Genomic DNA, 17,520 nt, shown 5'->3' on the forward strand with positions numbered 1-17,520 from the left:
TCTGCAACCTCAAAACACTGTTTTGAGCAACCTGCGGCTAGCTTCCTAGTTTGCTCTTTGATTTTCATTGAGTATAATTTTGTTTCTATCTTAATCAAACTGGATAGTGAATAATCATATTCTCACGATAGAAGAAGAGGCTGAGATTGGTGATTCTCGGCCTCTTCGATTTCTTAAAATGTTCCGATACGGGTGATTGGCCAGAAGCGGAATTTAGCTTCCCCTGTGATATCTTTTGCTTTAAAAGTACCTACATGGCGGCTGTCGCTCGAAACCAAGCGGTCGTCTCCGAGGAGAAGGTATTCTCCTTCTGGGACAGTAAAGCTAAAGTTGGTGTTATAGTTGACATCAACTGTGAAGGCTTGGGCTTTTTCAGCGATACTTCTAAAGAAAGTGCCTTTATTTCCTTCAAATCCCTTGCCTGAGTAAGTGCTTTGGAGTTTATCATCCTTGAAACGTTTGATGTAGTCAGCTAGGTAAGGCTCATCCGTCTCTTTATCATTGATGTAAAGTTTATCATTTTCGTAACGGATGGTGTCGCCAGGCATTCCGATAACACGTTTGACGATGTCCTTATTCCCATCATCTTCATGGGCCACCACGATATCAAAACGGTCAATAGGGAGGTGCTTAACGACAAAGAGAATTTCTCCATCCGCTAGGGTAGGATCCATGGAATGCCCTTCTACGCGGACATTACTCCAAAAAAAGATACGACTTAAAGCTAGTAATGACAGAATCAGGAGGAACAATCCCCACTCTTTTAAGAAATGTTTAAATGAATTCATAATTTACCTTTCTAAGCGTTTTTTCGCTTTTTCAGTATTTTTAAAGTGCAGTTTGGCGCAGAAGTTAAGTCCCTGCATACCATAGGCTTGCAAAATCTGGCTAGCTACCTTATCAGAAGCCGTTCCAGCTCCACTTGGTAGCTGATAGCCCAGCTCTCGTCCCAGATTTTCAAGATTTTCCAGAAAGAGATCACGCGCAATGATAGAAGAAACTGCGACAGCCAAGTATTTGCCCTCAGCTTTTTCTTCCAAGCTGATAGGATTGCTGAAACGATTGGCCTCTTGTGCCAAGTACTTGTCATAATTTTTAGCACTGGTAAAGGCATCAATCACAATTTTCTCAGGCTGAACACCTTTTTGAAGGAGGAGATAGATAGCCTGATTATGGAGGGCAACCTTAACCGAAACAGCATTGTAGCGGTCTCCGATGACCTCGTTGTACTTGCTGGGTGAGAGAAGGAGTGCCTGGTGTTGGATTTTTTCCTTGAGGATAGGGGCAATCTGACGGATCTTTTGGTCGGTCAGAGTTTTAGAATCTCCCACACCGAGTTTTCGCAAGAAAGCATGCTGGTCAGGTGTGACAAAGGAAGCCACAACTGCAAGTCCACCAAAGTAGGAACCATTTCCAACCTCATCCGTCCCAATCAAAGGGAGATTTTGTCCACTGGTTTCCTCTACAGCTTGATAGCCAAAGAAACGAGCGTATTTCTCAGCTCCTTCACCCTGAAGCAAGACCTTTCCAGAAGTATAGATAGAAACCGTTGCTTGAGGTAGTCGCAAAAAGTAGCGAATATAGGGATTCTTGCTGGGAGCCAGACTGCTTTGATAGTGTTCAAGAAAAGCCTGAATCTCCTTTTCGCTTGGTGTGAGTGTTATACTTGCCATAGTTTCTATTGTACCATAAAAGCAGGCAAATTTGTAAAAACTGACAAAATTAGCGAATTTTGGTATAATATCGTGAGGTGAATTTTATGGCAAATCTAAATCGATTCAAATTTACATTCGGGAAAAAATCATTAACCTTGACAAGCGAGCATGATAATCTTTTTATGGAGGAAATCGCCAAGGTTGCGACAGAAAAATACCAAGCAATTAAAGAACAAATGCCTAGCGCAGATGATGAAACAATCGCTCTTTTGTTGGCAGTCAACTGTTTGTCAACTCAACTCAGCCGTGAGATTGAATTTGATGATAAGGAGCAAGAATTAGAAGAACTCCGTCACAAGCTTGTGACTTGTAAGCAAGAACAGAGCAAGATTGAGGATTCCTTATGATTTCACTCCTTCTTCTATTGGTCTTGGCTTGGGGATTTTATATCGGCTATCGGAGAGGTCTGCTCTTACAGGTTTATTACCTGATTTCAGCCATGGCATCGGCTTTTGTGGCTGGCCAGTTTTATAAGGGACTGGGAGAGCAATTTCATTTGCTGCTCCCTTATGCAAATCCGCAGGAAGGTCAGGGAACTTTCTTTTTCCCATCGGATCAACTCTTTCAGTTGGATAAGGTCTTTTACGCAGGGATCGGCTACTTGCTTGTATTTGGGATTGTCTATAGCATCGGTCGTTTACTTGGTCTCCTCTTACACTTGATTCCTAGTAAAAAGCTTGGTGGCAAGTTGTTCCAAGTTTCAGCAGGTATCTTGTCCATGTTGGTGACCTTATTTGTCTTGCAAATGGCTTTGACCATCTTGGCGACCATCCCCATGGCAGCTATACAAAATCCTCTTGAAAAGAGTATCGTCGCAAAACACATCATCCAGAGCATACCGGTAACAACCAGTTGGCTCAAACAAATCTGGGTGACAAATTTAATCGGATAAAAAGGGCAGGAAATTTCCTAGCCCTTTGTTTACAGATTGACTAGAATCTATCAGAATGTAAAAAGCTACCGCACCTAGACATTCAAAGACAAGGAAATAACGATGAATAAGAAAATATTAGAAACATTAGAGTTCAATAAGGTCAAGGCTTTGTTTGAACCCCATTTGTTGACCGAGCAGGGCTTGGAGCAATTGAGACAGCTGGCTCCGACTGCCAAAGCAGATAAAATCAAACAGGCTTTTGCTGAGATGAAGGAAATGCAGGCTCTCTTTGTCGAGCAACCGCATTTTACTATTCTCGCAACTAAGGAAATCGCAGGAGTCTGCAAGAGGTTGGAGATGGGAGCGGACCTCAATATCGAGGAGTTCCTACTCTTGAAGCGCGTACTTCTTGCCAGCCGAGAACTGCAAAGTTTTTATGCTAATCTGGAAAATGTCAGCTTGGAAGAATTAGCCCTTTGGTTTGAGAAATTACATGATTTTCCGCAATTACAAGGAAATCTCCAAGCCTTTAATGATGCAGGTTTCATTGAAAATTTTGCCAGTGAAGAATTGGCGCGCATCCGTCGAAAAATCCATGATAGCGAGAGTCAGGTACGCGATGTTTTACAGGATCTGCTCAAGCAAAAAGCGCAGATGTTGACAGAAGGGATTATTGCCAGCAGAAATGGCCGTCAGGTTCTACCTGTCAAAAACACTTACCGTAATAAGATTGCAGGTGTCGTCCATGATATTTCTGCCAGCGGAAACACCGTCTATATCGAACCCCGTGAGGTGGTCAAACTGAGCGAAGAAATCGCTAGTCTGCGAGCAGATGAGCGCTATGAAATGCTTCGCATTCTCCAAGAAATCTCGGAGCGTGTTCGCCCTCATGCGGCTGAGATTGCTAATGACGCTTGGATTATCGGCCATCTGGACTTGATTCGTGCCAAGGTCCGCTTTATCCAAGAAAGGCAAGCAGTCGTTCCTAAGCTGTCAGAAAATCAAGAGATTCAACTGCTACATGTCTGCCATCCTTTGGTCAAAAATGCCGTCGCAAATGATGTCCATTTTGGTCAGGATTTAACAGCCATTGTCATTACAGGTCCCAATACAGGTGGGAAGACCATCATGCTTAAAACTCTGGGTTTGACGCAGGTTATGGCTCAGTCTGGTTTGCCAATTTTAGCAGACAAGGGAAGTCGTGTGGGTATTTTTGAAGAAATCTTTGCTGATATTGGAGATGAGCAGTCTATTGAGCAGAGCTTGTCTACCTTCTCTAGCCACATGACCAATATTGTGGATATTCTTGGCAAGGTTAACCAACATTCACTCTTAATCTTGGATGAGTTGGGGGCTGGTACCGATCCTCAAGAGGGAGCCGCCCTTGCCATGGCTATTCTGGAGGACCTTCGCCTGCGTCAAGTCAAGACCATGGCGACCACCCACTATCCCGAACTCAAGGCCTACGGTATTGAGACAGCCTTTGTGCAAAATGCCAGCATGGAGTTTGATACTGCAACTCTACGCCCGACCTATCGCTTTATGCAGGGCGTTCCTGGTCGAAGTAATGCCTTTGAAATTGCCAAACGTCTAGGCTTATCTGAAGTTATCGTAGGGGATGCCAGTCAGCAGGTTGATCAGGACAATGATGTCAACCGGATTATTGAGCAACTGGAAGAGCAGACGCTGGAAAGCCGTAAACGCTTGGACAATATCCGTGAGGTGGAGCAAGAAAATCTCAAGATGAACCGTGCGCTCAAAAAACTTTACAACGAGCTCAATCGTGAAAAGGAAACCGAGCTTAATAAGGCGCGTGAACAGGCTGCTGAGATTGTGGACATGGCTCTAAGTGAGAGTGACCAGATTCTCAAAAATCTCCACAGCAAATCTCAACTTAAACCCCACGAAATCATAGAAGCCAAGGCCAAGTTGAAAAAATTGGCTCCTGAAAAAGTAGATTTGTCTAAAAACAAGGTCCTTCAAAAAGTTAAGAAAAAACGAGCTCCAAAGGTAGGAGATGATATCGTGGTTCTCAGTTACGGTCAGCGTGGTACCTTGACAAGTCAGCTTAAGGACGGCCGTTGGGAAGCCCAAGTTGGTTTGATCAAGATGTCCTTGGAAGAAAAAGAATTTGACCTTGTTCAAGCCCAGCAAGAAAAGCAAGTCAAGAAGAAACAAGTCAATGTTGTGAAACGAACTTCTGGTCGAGGACCTCAAGCCAGACTGGACCTTCGAGGCAAGCGTTATGAAGAAGCCATGAATGAGCTAGATGCCTTTATCGACCAAGCCTTGCTTAACAATATGGCCCAAGTCGATATCATCCATGGTATCGGAACAGGTGTCATCCGTGAAGGTGTCACTAAATATCTACAAAGAAACAAACATGTCAAGAGTTTCGGCTATGCCCCACAAAATGCTGGAGGCAGTGGTGCGACTATTGTGACCTTTAAAGGATAGCAGTATTCTGGACTTTATAAAGTAAAAACTGTTGAACTAATTTTTACTAATAAACACATTGACAAAAGCCAACATTTTTTGTAAAATAAGAATCAATTAAATACCAACACCGAATGAAGTTTAATAGAAGTGGGGAATCGTTTGATTTTCCATGACTGTAAATGGACGGAACTCTGGAGAGACCGTAAAGGCACCGAAGGGGCAAGGCAGGCAACTGCTCAAACTCTCAGGTAAAAGGACAGAGCTAGGATAGACCGCTTTTTAGCATTTATCTAAGCATTCCAGAGTACATGTATCTTGCATGTGCTCTTTCTTTTGGGGTTGAAAGGATAGGAGAAGGAAATGTTAGAATTGCTTAAATCAATCGATGCTTTTGCTTGGGGACCGCCCCTCTTGATTCTCTTGGTCGGAACAGGGTTTTACCTAACTATTCGGCTAGGGCTCTTGCAGGTTTTGCGTCTGCCCAAGGCTTTTCAACTTATTTTTATCCAGGATAAGGGACATGGTGATGTATCCAGTTTTGCAGCTCTGTGTACAGCCTTGGCATCAACCGTTGGAACAGGGAATATCATAGGGGTTGCGACGGCTATCAAGGTGGGGGGACCTGGAGCCCTCTTTTGGATGTGGATGGCGGCTTTCTTTGGAATGGCTACCAAGTATGCGGAAGGACTCTTGGCCATCAAATACCGCACCAAGGACGACCATGGTGCAGTAGCGGGAGGTCCCATGCACTATATCCTTCTAGGAATGGGAGAAAAGTGGCGTCCCCTGGCTGTTTTGTTTGCAGTAGCAGGAGTACTGGTTGCTCTCTTGGGAATCGGAACATTCACCCAAGTCAACTCGATTACAGAATCTATCCAAAATACAACGGCTATTTCGCCAGCTATCACAGCTCTCGTCTTGTCTGTCTTTGTAGCGATTGCAGTCTTTGGCGGACTCAAGTCTATTTCAAAGGTTTCAACTACTGTTGTTCCTTTTATGGCTATCATTTATATTTTGGGAACTCTTACAGTTATTTTCTTTAATATTGAGAAAGTCCCTGCCACAATCGCTTTAGTCTTTACCTCAGCTTTTAGTCCCCTTGCTGCGGTAGGTGGATTTGCTGGTGCTAGCGTTCGGATGGCTATTCAAAATGGTGTGGCGCGTGGTGTTTTCTCAAATGAATCTGGTCTGGGTTCTGCTCCCATTGCAGCTGCTGCGGCTAAGACAAATGAACCAGTAGAGCAAGGTTTGATTTCCATGACAGGAACCTTTATTGACACCCTCATTATCTGTACTCTGACTGGTTTGACCATCTTGGTAACTGGTGTTTGGAGTGGTGACTTAAATGGGGTTGCCTTGACTCAGTCAGCCTTCTCAACAGTCTTTTCACACTTTGGGCCTGCCCTCTTGACCATCTTCCTTGTACTCTTTGCCTTTACAACGATTCTAGGTTGGAACTACTACGGAGAACGCTGTTTCGAGTTCCTATTTGGTGTTCGTTTTATCTGGCTCTACCGTGTGGTCTTTGTGCTCATGGTCTTGTTGGGAGGATTTATCGAGTTGGATATGGTCTGGATTATTGCAGATATTGTCAATGCCTTGATGGCTCTGCCAAACTTGATTGCCCTCTTGGTCTTGTCGCCAGTTGTCATTACTGAAACTAAAAAGTATTTTGACAAATAATGAAATCACACATGGCGTGTGATTTTTTTGCCTATAAATGTTTTTTATCAAGCTGATATATAATATATATTATGCAAGTGATTGGAAGTGTGATAAACTAATATACAACGAAAATCTTATGAGAGGAATAAAGCTTTGTCTTAGATAAACTTAGGAATCAGGATTTTATAAGATTTTCCAATAATATTAGTGTCAATAACAAGAAAAGAGGTATCTTATGACAACATTTACAATCCATACAGTAGAATCAGCGCCAGCAGAAGTGAAAGAGGTTCTTGAAACAGTAGAAAAAGATAATAATGGCTATATTCCCAACCTAATCGGTCTCTTGGCCAATGCACCGACTGCTTTAGAAGCCTACCGAACTGTCGCATCTATCAACCGTCGCAACAGCCTGACACCCGTTGAGCGTGAAGTGGTGCAAATCACAGCAGCCGTGACCAATGGTTGTGCCTTCTGTGTCGCAGGTCACACAGCCTTTTCCATCAAACAAATCCAGATGAATGATGACTTGATTCAAGCTCTTCGCAATCGTACTCCAATTGAAACAGATCCTAAATTGGACACCCTAGCTAAGTTTACCTTGGCAGTTATCAATACCAAGGGTCGTGTAGGAGATGAAGCCTTAGCTGAGTTTTTAGAAGCTGGCTACACGCAACAAAATGCCTTGGATGTGGTTCTGGGTGTCAGCCTAGCAAGCCTCTGTAACTATGCCAACAACCTAGCCAATACCCCAATTAACCCAGAATTGCAACCTTATGCTTAATTCATATCTGAGTAAAATGAAGTCTGAAATAATCGGACTTCGTTTTTTTAAGTCCTCATTTAAGCGCTTTTATGCTATACTGATAAGCGCTTTTATGCTATACTGAAACTAACATGATTATTGGAGGTTAGGATGAAAAAACTCCCCTTAGTATTTTCAGGTTGTTTGCTAGGTTTGGCAGGAGCTGGAAATCTTATTTTAGATACGTTGCCAGTTCTGTCACATCTGTTTAGTCTGACAGGTTTGATTTTGTGGATTTACTTTCTAATTCTGCATCTTTTTAATTGGAAGGAAACCAAGCAAGAATTGACTAAGCCTCCTCTTTTGTCAGGGATGGCTACTTTTCCCATGGCTGGAATGATTTTATCGACCTATGTCTTTCGCGTATTCCCTCAGCTTCCTCTGGTAGCACAAGGAATCTGGTGGTTTTCATTTCTCTTGGATTTGGCCTTGATTGCTGGTTTTACCATCAAGTTTGCTTGTCCTGGTCGGAGGGTTCATGCTACTCCGAGCTGGACTGTTCTCTATGTGGGGATAGCAGTGGCTGCCTTGACCTATCCTCTTGTAGGCATTATCGAGATTGCCTATGCGACCTTGAGTTTTGGTTTTCTTCTTACCTTCTATCTCTATCCCCTTATTTATAGCGATTTAAAGAAACATCCACTCCCCGTAGCCTTGCTTGGACAAGAAGGAATCTACTGTGCTCCCTTCTCTCTGCTCTTGGCTTCCCTGGTTCGAGTTGGAGGAGCCAGCCTACCAACTTGGCTCTTAATCGTTATGATTTTGGCTTCTCAATCCTTCTTTTTCTTTGTTTTGACTCGCCTGCCCAACATTTTAAAACAAGGCTTTCAACCAGCCTTTTCAGCCCTTACCTTCCCAACCATTATCACAGCTACCTCGCTCAAGATGGCTCAGGGAATCTTGAAACTTCCATTTCTGGATTATCTGGTAGTGGCTGAAACCGCTATTTGCCTAATCATTTTGCTCTTTGTATTAGGTGCTTATCTAATTTGGTTACGAAAAAAGGTCTAGCTAGAAATAGCTAAACCTTATTTTTTATGGTCTGATAACTTCAGCTCCACCCATGTATGGACGAAGAGCTTCTGGAATGGTCACAGAACCATCTGCATTTTGGTAGTTTTCAAGAATAGCAGCCACTGTACGTCCAACTGCAAGTCCAGAACCGTTTAAGGTATGGAGCAATTTCACCTTGCCATCTGCTTCATCACGGTAACGGATTTGGGCACGACGGGCTTGGAAATCTTCTGTGTTTGAACAGCTTGAGATTTCACGGTAAGTATTTTGGGCTGGAATCCACACTTCCAAGTCGTAAGTCTTCGCAGCTGAGAAGCCCATATCTCCAGTAGAGAGAGCAACGACACGGTATGGAAGGTTGAGTTTTTGAAGAATGTTTTCAGCGTTGGCCGTCATTTTTTCCAATTCTTCGTAAGATTCTTCTGGTTTGGCAAATTTGACCATTTCAACCTTGTGGAATTGATGCAAACGAATCAAGCCACGAGTATCACGGCCAGCTGAACCAGCCTCAGAACGGAATGATGGACTCATAGCAGTGAAGTAGATTGGAAGATCTTTGCCGTCCAAGATTTCATCACGGTAGTAGTTTGTCAGAGGAACTTCAGCTGTAGGAATAAGGACATAATTGCTGTCGCTGAGTTCAAAAGTATCTTCCTTGAATTTTGGATATTGACCAGTACCAAACATAGAATCATGGTTAACCATGTATGGTGTGATGACTTCCGTATAGCCTTCCTTGCCATGCTCATCCAACATAAAGTTGTAGATAGCACGTTCCAAACGAGCACCGAGGCCTTTATAGAAGAGGAAGCGAGCGCCTGTTACCTTACCACCGCGTTCCCAATCAAGGATACCAAGGTCTTCACCAAGATCCCAGTGAGCTTTAGGTTCGAAGTCAAACTCACGTGGAGTACCCCAACGACGAACTTCCACATTGTCGTCTTCGTCAGCCCCAACAGGAACGCTATCAGCTGGAATATTTGGAAGAGTAGTGGTAAATTCTGTCAATTTAGCATCGATTTCTGCCAATTCAGCATCCAAGGCTTTGACATCAGCAGATAGAGTTTGCATGGCAGCAATCTTGTCATCTGCATTTTCCTTGTTGCGCTTAGCTTGGGCAATCTCAGCAGAAACTGTGTTGCGTTCTGCTTTTAAAGTTTCAACCTTGACCAAGATGTCACGACGTTTAGCATCGATTTCTTTCATCTCATTCAAGACAGCAGCATCTACACCACGTGTAGCCAATTTTTCTGCGACAGCATCAAAATCTGTACGAATACGTTTGATATCTAACATAAGAACTCCTTTATGAAAAAAGCACACCTGACAAAGCGTTGGAGTGGCAGGGCCACGGTTCCATCCAACTTCACAGGTGTGCACTTGATTGTGTATGTAATTGTTACTAACGGTAGAATTTCACCTATCCCTCCTATCTGCTCGCAGCACCCGCAGACTTTCTGAAAGAAGAAGATAACCTACTTATCCGTTGCTATGATTATACTAAAGTTTCTACTTTTTTGCAAATAGATTTTTAAATTTTTGGCTAATTGTCTGAATCAGGGTAGGAAGTTTGACGACCTTGTCATTGCCCAGTTTTTCGCGTGCAATTTTGAGAATAGCACCTGAGTCTTTTGAAGCAAAGAGGAATTTTCCTTTGTCTGTAAAGACTTCGAAGTGGCGACTGATTTTTCGTCCAGTGACATTGGCTCCAATCTGATTGATATGCCCCCAAGGAATCTGGATAAATTGTTCGACATTGACGTCTGGGTAAAATTCTAAGGCTTGATCTCCGACAAGGAATTTCCCAACTTTTCCAGCGATAGAGAGGTAGGAAGTGCCTGTCGTGCTGAGAAGCACTGTTTTATTAAGAGATTGGGCCATGATTAGTCTTCCTTACTTTCTCCAAAAAAGGCATTGTAGAGGGCTTTAATAGCTGCTTTCTCTTGGTCTTTATTGACAACAAACATGATAGAAACTTCACTAGAACCTTGAGACATCATCTGGATGTTGATCTTGTTTTCAGATAGAGCGCGTGTCGCAGTAGCAGTGACTCCGATATGACTCTTCATCTTTTCTCCAACAATCATAATGATAGAAAGGTCGTGTTCGATTTCTGCATGGTCTACTTCAGCCTTCTGAACCAACTGACGCAGGATTTCTTCTTCCTTGATAGGAGTTAGTTCGCGAGAACGGAGAATGATTGAAAGATCGTCGATACCTGTTGGCATATGTTCCCAACCGATGTTAAGGTCTTCAAGGATTTGTAGAACCTTGCGGCCGAATCCAACCTCGCGGTTCATAAGGTATTTCGACATGTTGATGCTGACAAAGCCTGAGTCACCAGCAATTCCCACAACTGGAAATTCATCACTACTGTGTTTTAGAACGATACGAGTACCTGGATGGTCAGGGTTGTTGGTATTCTTGATAACCAGAGGAATTTTTCCACGGTAGGCAGGAAGAAGGGCTTCGTCATGAAGAACTGAGAATCCTGCATAGGCCAACTCACGCATTTCACGGTAGGTCAACTCAGGAATCGAGTGTGGTTGGTGGATAATACCTGGGTGGGCTGCAAAGATACCATCAACATCCGTAAAGTTTTCATAGAGGTCTGCCTTAACACCGGCAGCAATGATAGAACCTGTAATGTCTGATCCTCCACGTGAGAAGGTACAGATTTGATTTTCCTTAGTAACTCCAAAGAAACCAGGAATGACAAGGACTTCATTTGCATTTGTCAATTCCTCAATCTTGTCATAACTTGATGGAATAATGCGAGCGTGACCAGGTTCACTTGTGACCACAATACCAGCTTCTCTAGGGTGAACATAGCGTGCATCAATCCCATTTTGATTAAAGTAGGCTGCGATCAATTTAGCATTGTTGTTTTCACCGGCTGCTAGGAAAGTGTCGTAGAGAAATTCATTTTCTTCGATAGGAAGACTTGCCAAGGCACGAATGCTTTTTGAAATTTTCTCTAGCACAGCTGGTTTCAGTCCTAATTCACTAACCATAGCAGCATAGCGGTCGATAATCCAGTTTTGGCTCTTGCTAATATCGTTACCAGCAACATAGTCGCGGTAGTATTTAATCAAGGCATCCGTAACCTTAGTATCTTCAGCATTGCGTTTTCCTGGTGCAGAAACAACTACAAAACGACGCTCTGGATCGCTTTTTACGATGTTTAAAACTTTTTCTAATTGACTAGCAGAGGCAAGAGAGCTACCTCCAAATTTAACAACTTTCATAAGAACTCCTAAAGTAAGTATTTTATACGATTATAGCAGAAAGAAAGCCTTTTTTCAATCTGGAAAATAAGATGTTTTCTAGCCTAAAGCGCGCCTTTCCAATCGGCTGAGACACTTTCAGTCAATTTTTTCTTGCTTTCTGTTCCTAAAAAAGATATACTTTGAAAATAAAATAATTTAATGTTCAATGAAAATCAAAGGGCAAACTAGGAAGCTAGCCGCAGACTGCTCAAAGCACTGCTTTGAGGGTGTAAATAAGACTGACGAAGTCAGCTCAAAACACTGTTTTGAGGTTGTGGATAGAACTGACGAAGTCAGTAACTATACCTACGGCAAGGCGAAGCTGATGTGGTTTGAAGAGATTTTCGAAGAGTATAACTTGCTTATAAAAACAAAAAGGAGTCCAGATGGAACATATTATTTATCAACTTGAAGAGGATTTGGCAATCCTTACCTTGAACCGTCCTGAGGTTGCAAATGGCTTTCATATTTCCATGTGTGAGGAGATTTTAGAAGCCCTGACTTTGGCAGAAGAGGATCCGGCTGTGCATTTTATCTTAATCAATGCCAATGGCAAAGTCTTTTCAGTTGGGGGAGATTTGGTAGAGATGAAGCGGGCAGTGGATGAGGATGATATTCCATCATTGACAAAAATCGCAGAGTTGGTCAATACGATTTCCTATAAAATCAAGCAAATAGCCAAACCTATTTTAATGGAAGTTGACGGTGCTGTTGCAGGTGCCGCAGCCAATATGGCTGTTGCGGCAGATTTCTGTCTTGCAACGGATAAGGCTAAATTTATCCAAGCCTTTGTTGGCGTCGGCTTGGCTCCAGATGCAGGAGGAATTCATCTCTTGAGCCGCAGTATCGGTGTGACGCGTGCAACTCAATTAGCCATGACAGGAGAGGCTTTAACCGCAGAAAAAGCCCTAGAATGGGGACTGGTTTACCGCGTTTCTGAAGCTGAAAAATTTGAAAAGACGAGAGAACAGCTTCTTAAAAAATTAAGACGTGGTTCAAGTAATTCCTATGCAGCCATTAAAAAGTTGGTTTGGGAGAGCCAATTTAAAGACTGGCAGGATTACGCTACTTTAGAACTGAACCTACAGGAATCCTTAGCTCAAACAGAGGATTTCAAAGAAGGAGTGCGGGCCCATTCTGAGAGAAGAAGACCTAAATTTACAGGAAAATAAAAAAATACTTGCATCATTCTTTGAACTTTGATATAATTCTCTTGTCAAATGTTTTGATTGTAAAAGTTTTTTTGAGAAGGAGGGAAAGAAAGATTGGACTACCAACGAATTAATGAATATTTAACATCTATATTTAACAATGTCCTTGTCATTGAGGAAGTGAGCTTGAGGGGTAGTCGTTTCAAGGATATCTCCATCAAAGAAATGCATACGATTGATGTGATTGGGAAATTCCCAGACGTGACACCAAGTAAAGTGTCAAAAGAGTTGATGGTGACTCTTGGGACCGTTACGACTAGTTTGAATAATCTCGAACGCAAGGGTTACATTGAACGCATTCGTTCAGAACATGATCGTCGTGTGGTACATCTGCATTTGACAAAGAAAGGTCGCTTGGTTCATAGGCTACATAAACGTTTCCACAAGGCCATGGTTGAAAAAATCATTGATGGTATGAGTAAGCAAGAAATTGAGGTTATGAGCAAAGGTTTGACCAATCTTTATCAATTTTTGGAGGATTTGAGATAATGGCTTTTGCAAAAATAAGCCAGGTTGCTCATTATGTGCCAGAGCAAGTGGTTACAAATCATGATTTGGCTCAGATTATGGATACCAATGATGAGTGGATTTCAAGTCGGACGGGAATACGACAAAGGCATATTTCAAGAACAGAATCTACTAGTGATTTGGCTACAGAAGTTGCCAAGAAACTGATGGCAAAAGCTGGAATCACAGGGGAGGAGTTGGATTTCATTATCCTAGCTACCATCACTCCAGATTCGATGATGCCCTCTACAGCTGCTCGTGTTCAAGCTAATATTGGTGCTAATAAGGCCTTTGCTTTTGACCTAACAGCAGCTTGCAGTGGATTTGTATTTGCTCTTTCAACTGCTGAAAAGTTTATCGCTTCTGGTCGCTTTCAAAAAGGCTTGGTGATTGGTAGTGAAACCCTCTCTAAGGCAGTCGATTGGTCGGACCGATCAACAGCTGTTTTGTTTGGAGATGGTGCTGGTGGCGTCTTGTTAGAAGCTAGCGATAAGCAACATTTCCTAGCGGAGAGTCTCAATAGCGATGGTTCACGAAGCGAGTGTCTAACTTATGGACATTCAGGCCTGCATTCTCCATTTTCAGATCAAGAAAATGCAGATTCATTTTTGAAGATGGATGGACGCGCAGTCTTTGATTTTGCCATTCGAGATGTAGCCAAGTCTATCAAGCAGACTATTGATGAATCTCCTATAGAGGCGACAGACTTGGATTATCTGCTACTGCATCAGGCTAATCTCCGTATTTTGGATAAGATGGCTAGAAAAATTGGTGTTGACCGAGCCAAACTTCCAGCCAATATGATGGAATATGGCAATACCAGTGCAGCCAGTATCCCGATTTTACTTTCAGAGTGTGTAGAACAAGGTCTCATCCCTTTAGATGGTAGCCAGACTGTTCTGCTATCAGGCTTCGGTGGAGGCTTGACCTGGGGCACACTCATTCTTACAATTTAGGTAATCATGTGGTGAACACATTGTTATAAAAAACTATTTATTTTAAAGGAGTCCTATCATGGCAGTATTTGAAAAAGTACAAGAAATTATCGTTGAAGAACTTGGAAAAGACGCATCAGAAGTAACACTTGAATCAACTTTTGATGATTTGGACGCAGATTCATTGGACTTGTTCCAAGTAATCTCAGAAATCGAAGATGCTTTTGATATCCAAATCGAAGCAGAAGATGACTTGAAAACAGTTGGTGACTTGGTTGCCTACGTTGAAGAGCAAACAAAATAAGCAGAATATGAATAGAAGGAGTAGGGAAACCCGCTCCCTCTTGTTTAGGCAATAGTTTGATTGTCAAATTATGACGGTATCGAACTATTACGTAAGCAAGAAACGATGGAGGCACTATGAAAACGCGTATTACAGAATTATTGAACATTGAGTATCCTATTTTCCAAGGAGGAATGGCCTGGGTTGCTGATGGTGATTTGGCAGGGGCTGTTTCCAAGGCTGGAGGACTAGGGATTATTGGTGGGGGAAATGCCCCGAAAGAAGTCGTCAAGGCAAATATTGACAAGATTAAATCGTTAACGGATAAACCCTTTGGTGTCAACATCATGCTCTTGTCTCCCTTTGTGGAAGATATTGTAGACCTTGTTATCGAGGAAGGTGTTAAGGTAGTGACAACAGGCGCAGGAAATCCTGGTAAATACATGGAACGTTTCCATGAAGCCGGGATCACAGTCATTCCTGTTGTACCAAGTGTTGCCCTAGCTAAACGAATGGAAAAAATCGGTGCGGACGCTGTTATTGCAGAAGGAATGGAAGCTGGGGGACACATTGGCAAATTAACAACCATGACCTTGGTGCGACAGGTAGCCACAGCTGTATCTATTCCTGTTATTGCGGCAGGAGGGATTGCGGATGGTGAAGGTGCTGCAGCTGGCTTTATGCTAGGTGCAGAGGCTGTTCAGGTTGGAACTCGTTTTGTCGTTGCAAAAGAGTCTAATGCCCATCCAAATTACAAGGCCAAGATTTTAAAAGCTAGAGATATTGATACTACGATTTCAGCTCAACACTTTGGACATGCTGTTCGTGCAATTAAAAATCAGTTGACTCGTGATTTTGAAAAAGCTGAAAAAGATGCCTTTAAACAAGAAAATCCTGATTTAGAAATTTTTGAACAAATGGGAGCAGGTGCCCTAGCCAAAGCAGTTGTTCACGGTGATGTGGATGGTGGATCTGTTATGGCAGGTCAAATCGCAGGCCTTGTTTCCAAAGAAGAAACCGTTGAAGAAATCCTAAAAGATTTGTACTATGGAGCAGCTAAGAAAATTCAAGAAGAAGCCTCTCGTTGGGCAGGAGTTGTAAGAAATGACTAAAACAGCCTTTTTATTTGCTGGTCAAGGTGCCCAGTATCTAGGGATGGGACGGGATCTCTATGATCAGTATCCGATTGTCAAAGAAACGATTGATCAAGCCAGTCAGGTTCTTGGTTATGATTTGCGTCATCTCATCGATACAGAAGAAGAAAAACTCAATCAGACCCGCTATACGCAACCAGCTATTCTAGCGACTTCGGTTGCTATCTACCGTTTATTGCAAGAAAAGGGCTATCAGCCTGATATGGTTGCTGGTTTGTCCCTTGGAGAATATTCTGCCTTGGTGGCCAGTGGCGCCTTGGATTTTGAAGATGCGGTATCCTTGGTCGCTAAGCGTGGAGCATTCATGGAAGAAGCGGCTCCTGCTGGCTCTGGCAAGATGGTGGCTGTTCTCAATACACCAGTAGAGGTCATTGAAGAAGCCTGTCAAAAAGCTTCTGAACTTGGAGTGGTTACCCCAGCCAACTATAATACACCTGCACAAATTGTGATTGGTGGAGAAGTGGTTGCAGTTGACCGAGCTGTTGAACTCTTGCAGGAAGCAGGTGCCAAACGCTTGATTCCTCTCAAGGTTTCAGGTCCCTTTCATACCGCTCTCCTTGAGCCTGCTAGTCAGAAACTAGCTGAAACTCTAGCTCAGGTAAGTTTTTCAGATTTCACTTGTCTCCTAGTCGGCAATACAGAAGCTACAGTTATGAAAAAAGAAGACATTGCTCAACTCTTGACGCGTCAGGTCAAGGAACCAGTTCGTTTTTATGAAAGTATTGCAGTTATGCAAGAAGCAGGAGTAACCAACTTTATCGAGATTGGACCGGGGAAAGTCTTGTCAGGCTTTGTCAAAAAAATTGATAAAACGGCTAAACTAGCTAATGTTGAAGAACAGGCGAGTTTGGAAGCCTTGCTAGAAAACGAGTAATCCCTTCTCCCACAAATATAAGAGGAAACAGGAGAAAAGAATGCAACTAAAAAATAAAAATATCTTTATTACAGGTTCGAGTCGTGGGATTGGTCTTGCCATTGCCCACAAGTTTGCTCAAGCAGGAGCCAACATTGTCTTAAACAGTCGTGGTGCAATTTCAGAAGAATTGCTCGCTGAGTTTTCAGACTACGGTGTCAAGGTGGTTCCCATTTCAGGAGATGTATCAGATTTTGCAGACGCTAAGCGTATGGTTGAGCAAGCTATTGCAGAGCTGGGTTCAGTAGACGTTTTGATCAACAATGCAGGAATTACCCAAGATACCCTGATGCTCAAGATGACAGAATCGGATTTTGAAAAAGTGCTTAAAGTGAATCTGACTGGTGCCTTTAACATGACACAATCAGTCTTGAAACCGATGATGAAAGCCAGAGAAGGTGCTATCATTAATATGTCTAGTGTTGTTGGTTTGATGGGAAATATTGGTCAAGCTAACTATGCTGCTTCTAAGGCTGGTTTGATTGGTTTTACCAAGTCTGTGGCGCGTGAAGTGGCCAATCGCAATATCAGGGTTAATGCTATCGCACCTGGAATGATTGAGTCCGATATGACAGCTGTTCTATCAGATAAGGTAAAAGATGCCATGCTGGCGCAAATTCCTATGAAAGCATTTGGGCAGGCAGGACAGGTTGCAGATTTGACAGTATTTTTAGCAGGCCAAGATTATCTAACTGGTCAAGTGGTTGCCATTGATGGCGGCCTCAGTATGTAGCAG

At 42.8% G+C, this 17,520-nt stretch carries 18 protein-coding genes and 1 riboswitch; of the genes, 13 read left to right on the plus strand and 5 right to left on the minus strand.

Annotated elements, in window-relative coordinates; translation table 11 throughout:
• Positions 1-173 precede the first annotated feature (173 nt).
• Positions 174-788 carry a signal peptidase I gene (gene lepB, locus HT689_RS04670; protein ID WP_050314087.1) on the minus strand — a complete coding sequence of 205 codons (615 nt, stop codon included), beginning with the start codon at positions 786-788 and terminating at the stop codon, positions 174-176.
• A 3-nt stretch (positions 789-791) separates the two neighbouring features.
• Complete coding sequence (rnhC, locus tag HT689_RS04675) at positions 792-1,673, minus strand: ribonuclease HIII (protein WP_173226313.1); 882 nt, start codon at positions 1,671-1,673, stop codon at positions 792-794.
• A gap of 86 nt (positions 1,674-1,759) precedes the next feature.
• Here rnhC and zapA point away from each other — a divergent pair, with 86 nt between their 5' ends.
• From zapA to HT689_RS04705, 6 genes are all read left to right on the plus strand, one after another.
• Positions 1,760-2,062, plus strand: coding sequence for a cell division protein ZapA (zapA, locus tag HT689_RS04680; protein ID WP_000002019.1), 303 nt, complete (start codon positions 1,760-1,762; stop codon positions 2,060-2,062).
• The gene (locus tag HT689_RS04685; RefSeq protein WP_000624513.1) at positions 2,059-2,607 is read left to right on the plus strand and encodes a CvpA family protein; all 549 of its coding nucleotides are present in this window, start codon (positions 2,059-2,061) and stop codon (positions 2,605-2,607) included. Before zapA ends, HT689_RS04685 begins: the two co-directional genes overlap by 4 nt.
• Positions 2,608-2,709: 102 nt before the next feature.
• Positions 2,710-5,046 carry an endonuclease MutS2 gene (locus HT689_RS04690; RefSeq protein WP_173226316.1) on the plus strand — a complete coding sequence of 779 codons (2,337 nt, stop codon included), beginning with the start codon at positions 2,710-2,712 and terminating at the stop codon, positions 5,044-5,046.
• Positions 5,047-5,209: 163 nt separating this feature from the next.
• A riboswitch (glycine riboswitch) is annotated at positions 5,210-5,298 on the plus strand.
• A 90-nt stretch (positions 5,299-5,388) separates the two neighbouring features.
• Positions 5,389-6,711 carry a sodium:alanine symporter family protein gene (locus HT689_RS04695; protein WP_173226318.1) on the plus strand — a complete coding sequence of 441 codons (1,323 nt, stop codon included), beginning with the start codon at positions 5,389-5,391 and terminating at the stop codon, positions 6,709-6,711.
• A 217-nt stretch (positions 6,712-6,928) separates the two neighbouring features.
• Complete coding sequence (locus tag HT689_RS04700; protein WP_050223066.1) at positions 6,929-7,477, plus strand: carboxymuconolactone decarboxylase family protein; 549 nt, start codon at positions 6,929-6,931, stop codon at positions 7,475-7,477.
• A 132-nt stretch (positions 7,478-7,609) separates the two neighbouring features.
• Entirely contained in the window at positions 7,610-8,509 is a 900-nt protein-coding gene (locus HT689_RS04705) for a TDT family transporter (protein ID WP_173280827.1), read from the plus strand.
• Positions 8,510-8,533: 24 nt separating this feature from the next.
• On the opposite strand, the gene serS is transcribed toward HT689_RS04705, so the two are convergent.
• From serS to HT689_RS04720, 3 genes are all read right to left on the minus strand, one after another.
• Positions 8,534-9,808: a serine--tRNA ligase gene (gene serS / locus HT689_RS04710; RefSeq protein WP_173280830.1), complete on the minus strand. Its 1,275-nt coding sequence runs from the start codon at positions 9,806-9,808 to the stop codon at positions 8,534-8,536.
• A gap of 213 nt (positions 9,809-10,021) precedes the next feature.
• Positions 10,022-10,393 (minus strand): DUF956 family protein, encoded by a 372-nt coding sequence (locus HT689_RS04715; RefSeq protein ID WP_000079353.1) that lies wholly within the window; start codon positions 10,391-10,393, stop codon positions 10,022-10,024.
• Between the two features lie 2 nt (positions 10,394-10,395).
• Positions 10,396-11,760 (minus strand): aspartate kinase, encoded by a 1,365-nt coding sequence (locus tag HT689_RS04720; RefSeq protein WP_173226323.1) that lies wholly within the window; start codon positions 11,758-11,760, stop codon positions 10,396-10,398.
• A 407-nt stretch (positions 11,761-12,167) separates the two neighbouring features.
• On the opposite strand from HT689_RS04720, the gene HT689_RS04730 reads away from it, so the two are divergent.
• The 7 genes from HT689_RS04730 (at position 12,168) to fabG (ending at position 17,517) form a co-directional block, all read left to right on the plus strand.
• The gene (locus tag HT689_RS04730) at positions 12,168-12,953 is read left to right on the plus strand and encodes an enoyl-CoA hydratase (protein WP_173226325.1); all 786 of its coding nucleotides are present in this window, start codon (positions 12,168-12,170) and stop codon (positions 12,951-12,953) included.
• Positions 12,954-13,046: 93 nt separating this feature from the next.
• Positions 13,047-13,481 (plus strand): MarR family transcriptional regulator, encoded by a 435-nt coding sequence (locus tag HT689_RS04735; protein WP_173226327.1) that lies wholly within the window; start codon positions 13,047-13,049, stop codon positions 13,479-13,481.
• A complete protein-coding gene (locus HT689_RS04740; protein WP_173226329.1) occupies positions 13,481-14,455 on the plus strand; it encodes a beta-ketoacyl-ACP synthase III in 975 nt (324 codons plus the stop codon). Before HT689_RS04735 ends, HT689_RS04740 begins: the two co-directional genes overlap by 1 nt.
• A gap of 58 nt (positions 14,456-14,513) precedes the next feature.
• Positions 14,514-14,738: an acyl carrier protein gene (locus tag HT689_RS04745; RefSeq protein ID WP_000257838.1), complete on the plus strand. Its 225-nt coding sequence runs from the start codon at positions 14,514-14,516 to the stop codon at positions 14,736-14,738.
• Between the two features lie 116 nt (positions 14,739-14,854).
• Positions 14,855-15,829, plus strand: coding sequence for an enoyl-[acyl-carrier-protein] reductase FabK (fabK, locus tag HT689_RS04750; RefSeq protein WP_173226331.1), 975 nt, complete (start codon positions 14,855-14,857; stop codon positions 15,827-15,829).
• A complete protein-coding gene (fabD, locus tag HT689_RS04755) occupies positions 15,822-16,745 on the plus strand; it encodes an ACP S-malonyltransferase (protein ID WP_173226333.1) in 924 nt (307 codons plus the stop codon). The genes fabK and fabD overlap by 8 nt, the downstream gene beginning before the upstream one ends.
• A gap of 40 nt (positions 16,746-16,785) precedes the next feature.
• Positions 16,786-17,517 carry a 3-oxoacyl-[acyl-carrier-protein] reductase gene (fabG, locus tag HT689_RS04760; RefSeq protein ID WP_173226335.1) on the plus strand — a complete coding sequence of 244 codons (732 nt, stop codon included), beginning with the start codon at positions 16,786-16,788 and terminating at the stop codon, positions 17,515-17,517.
• Positions 17,518-17,520: the final 3 nt, after the last annotated feature.

Origin of the sequence: Streptococcus sp. 2342 (assembly GCF_013276795.1) — a bacterium.
GTDB lineage: Bacteria > Bacillota > Bacilli > Lactobacillales > Streptococcaceae > Streptococcus.

Excerpts from the sequence above, each read along its gene's own strand:
- fabG (WP_173226335.1), top strand. The coding sequence starts at position 16,786 with ATGCAACTAAAAAATAAAAATATCTTTATTACAGGTTCGAGTCGTGGG.
- HT689_RS04720 (WP_173226323.1), bottom strand. The coding sequence starts at position 11,760 with ATGAAAGTTGTTAAATTTGGAGGTAGCTCTCTTGCCTCTGCTAGTCAA.
- HT689_RS04740 (WP_173226329.1), top strand. The coding sequence starts at position 13,481 with ATGGCTTTTGCAAAAATAAGCCAGGTTGCTCATTATGTGCCAGAGCAA.
- HT689_RS04685 (WP_000624513.1), top strand. The coding sequence starts at position 2,059 with ATGATTTCACTCCTTCTTCTATTGGTCTTGGCTTGGGGATTTTATATC.
- HT689_RS04695 (WP_173226318.1), top strand. The coding sequence starts at position 5,389 with ATGTTAGAATTGCTTAAATCAATCGATGCTTTTGCTTGGGGACCGCCC.
- zapA (WP_000002019.1), top strand. The coding sequence starts at position 1,760 with ATGGCAAATCTAAATCGATTCAAATTTACATTCGGGAAAAAATCATTA.
- fabD (WP_173226333.1), top strand. The coding sequence starts at position 15,822 with ATGACTAAAACAGCCTTTTTATTTGCTGGTCAAGGTGCCCAGTATCTA.
- HT689_RS04690 (WP_173226316.1), top strand. The coding sequence starts at position 2,710 with ATGAATAAGAAAATATTAGAAACATTAGAGTTCAATAAGGTCAAGGCT.
- HT689_RS04700 (WP_050223066.1), top strand. The coding sequence starts at position 6,929 with ATGACAACATTTACAATCCATACAGTAGAATCAGCGCCAGCAGAAGTG.
- fabK (WP_173226331.1), top strand. The coding sequence starts at position 14,855 with ATGAAAACGCGTATTACAGAATTATTGAACATTGAGTATCCTATTTTC.
- rnhC (WP_173226313.1), bottom strand. The coding sequence starts at position 1,673 with ATGGCAAGTATAACACTCACACCAAGCGAAAAGGAGATTCAGGCTTTT.
- serS (WP_173280830.1), bottom strand. The coding sequence starts at position 9,808 with ATGTTAGATATCAAACGTATTCGTACAGATTTTGATGCTGTCGCAGAA.
- HT689_RS04730 (WP_173226325.1), top strand. The coding sequence starts at position 12,168 with ATGGAACATATTATTTATCAACTTGAAGAGGATTTGGCAATCCTTACC.
- HT689_RS04715 (WP_000079353.1), bottom strand. The coding sequence starts at position 10,393 with ATGGCCCAATCTCTTAATAAAACAGTGCTTCTCAGCACGACAGGCACT.
- HT689_RS04745 (WP_000257838.1), top strand. The coding sequence starts at position 14,514 with ATGGCAGTATTTGAAAAAGTACAAGAAATTATCGTTGAAGAACTTGGA.
- HT689_RS04705 (WP_173280827.1), top strand. The coding sequence starts at position 7,610 with ATGAAAAAACTCCCCTTAGTATTTTCAGGTTGTTTGCTAGGTTTGGCA.
- lepB (WP_050314087.1), bottom strand. The coding sequence starts at position 788 with ATGAATTCATTTAAACATTTCTTAAAAGAGTGGGGATTGTTCCTCCTG.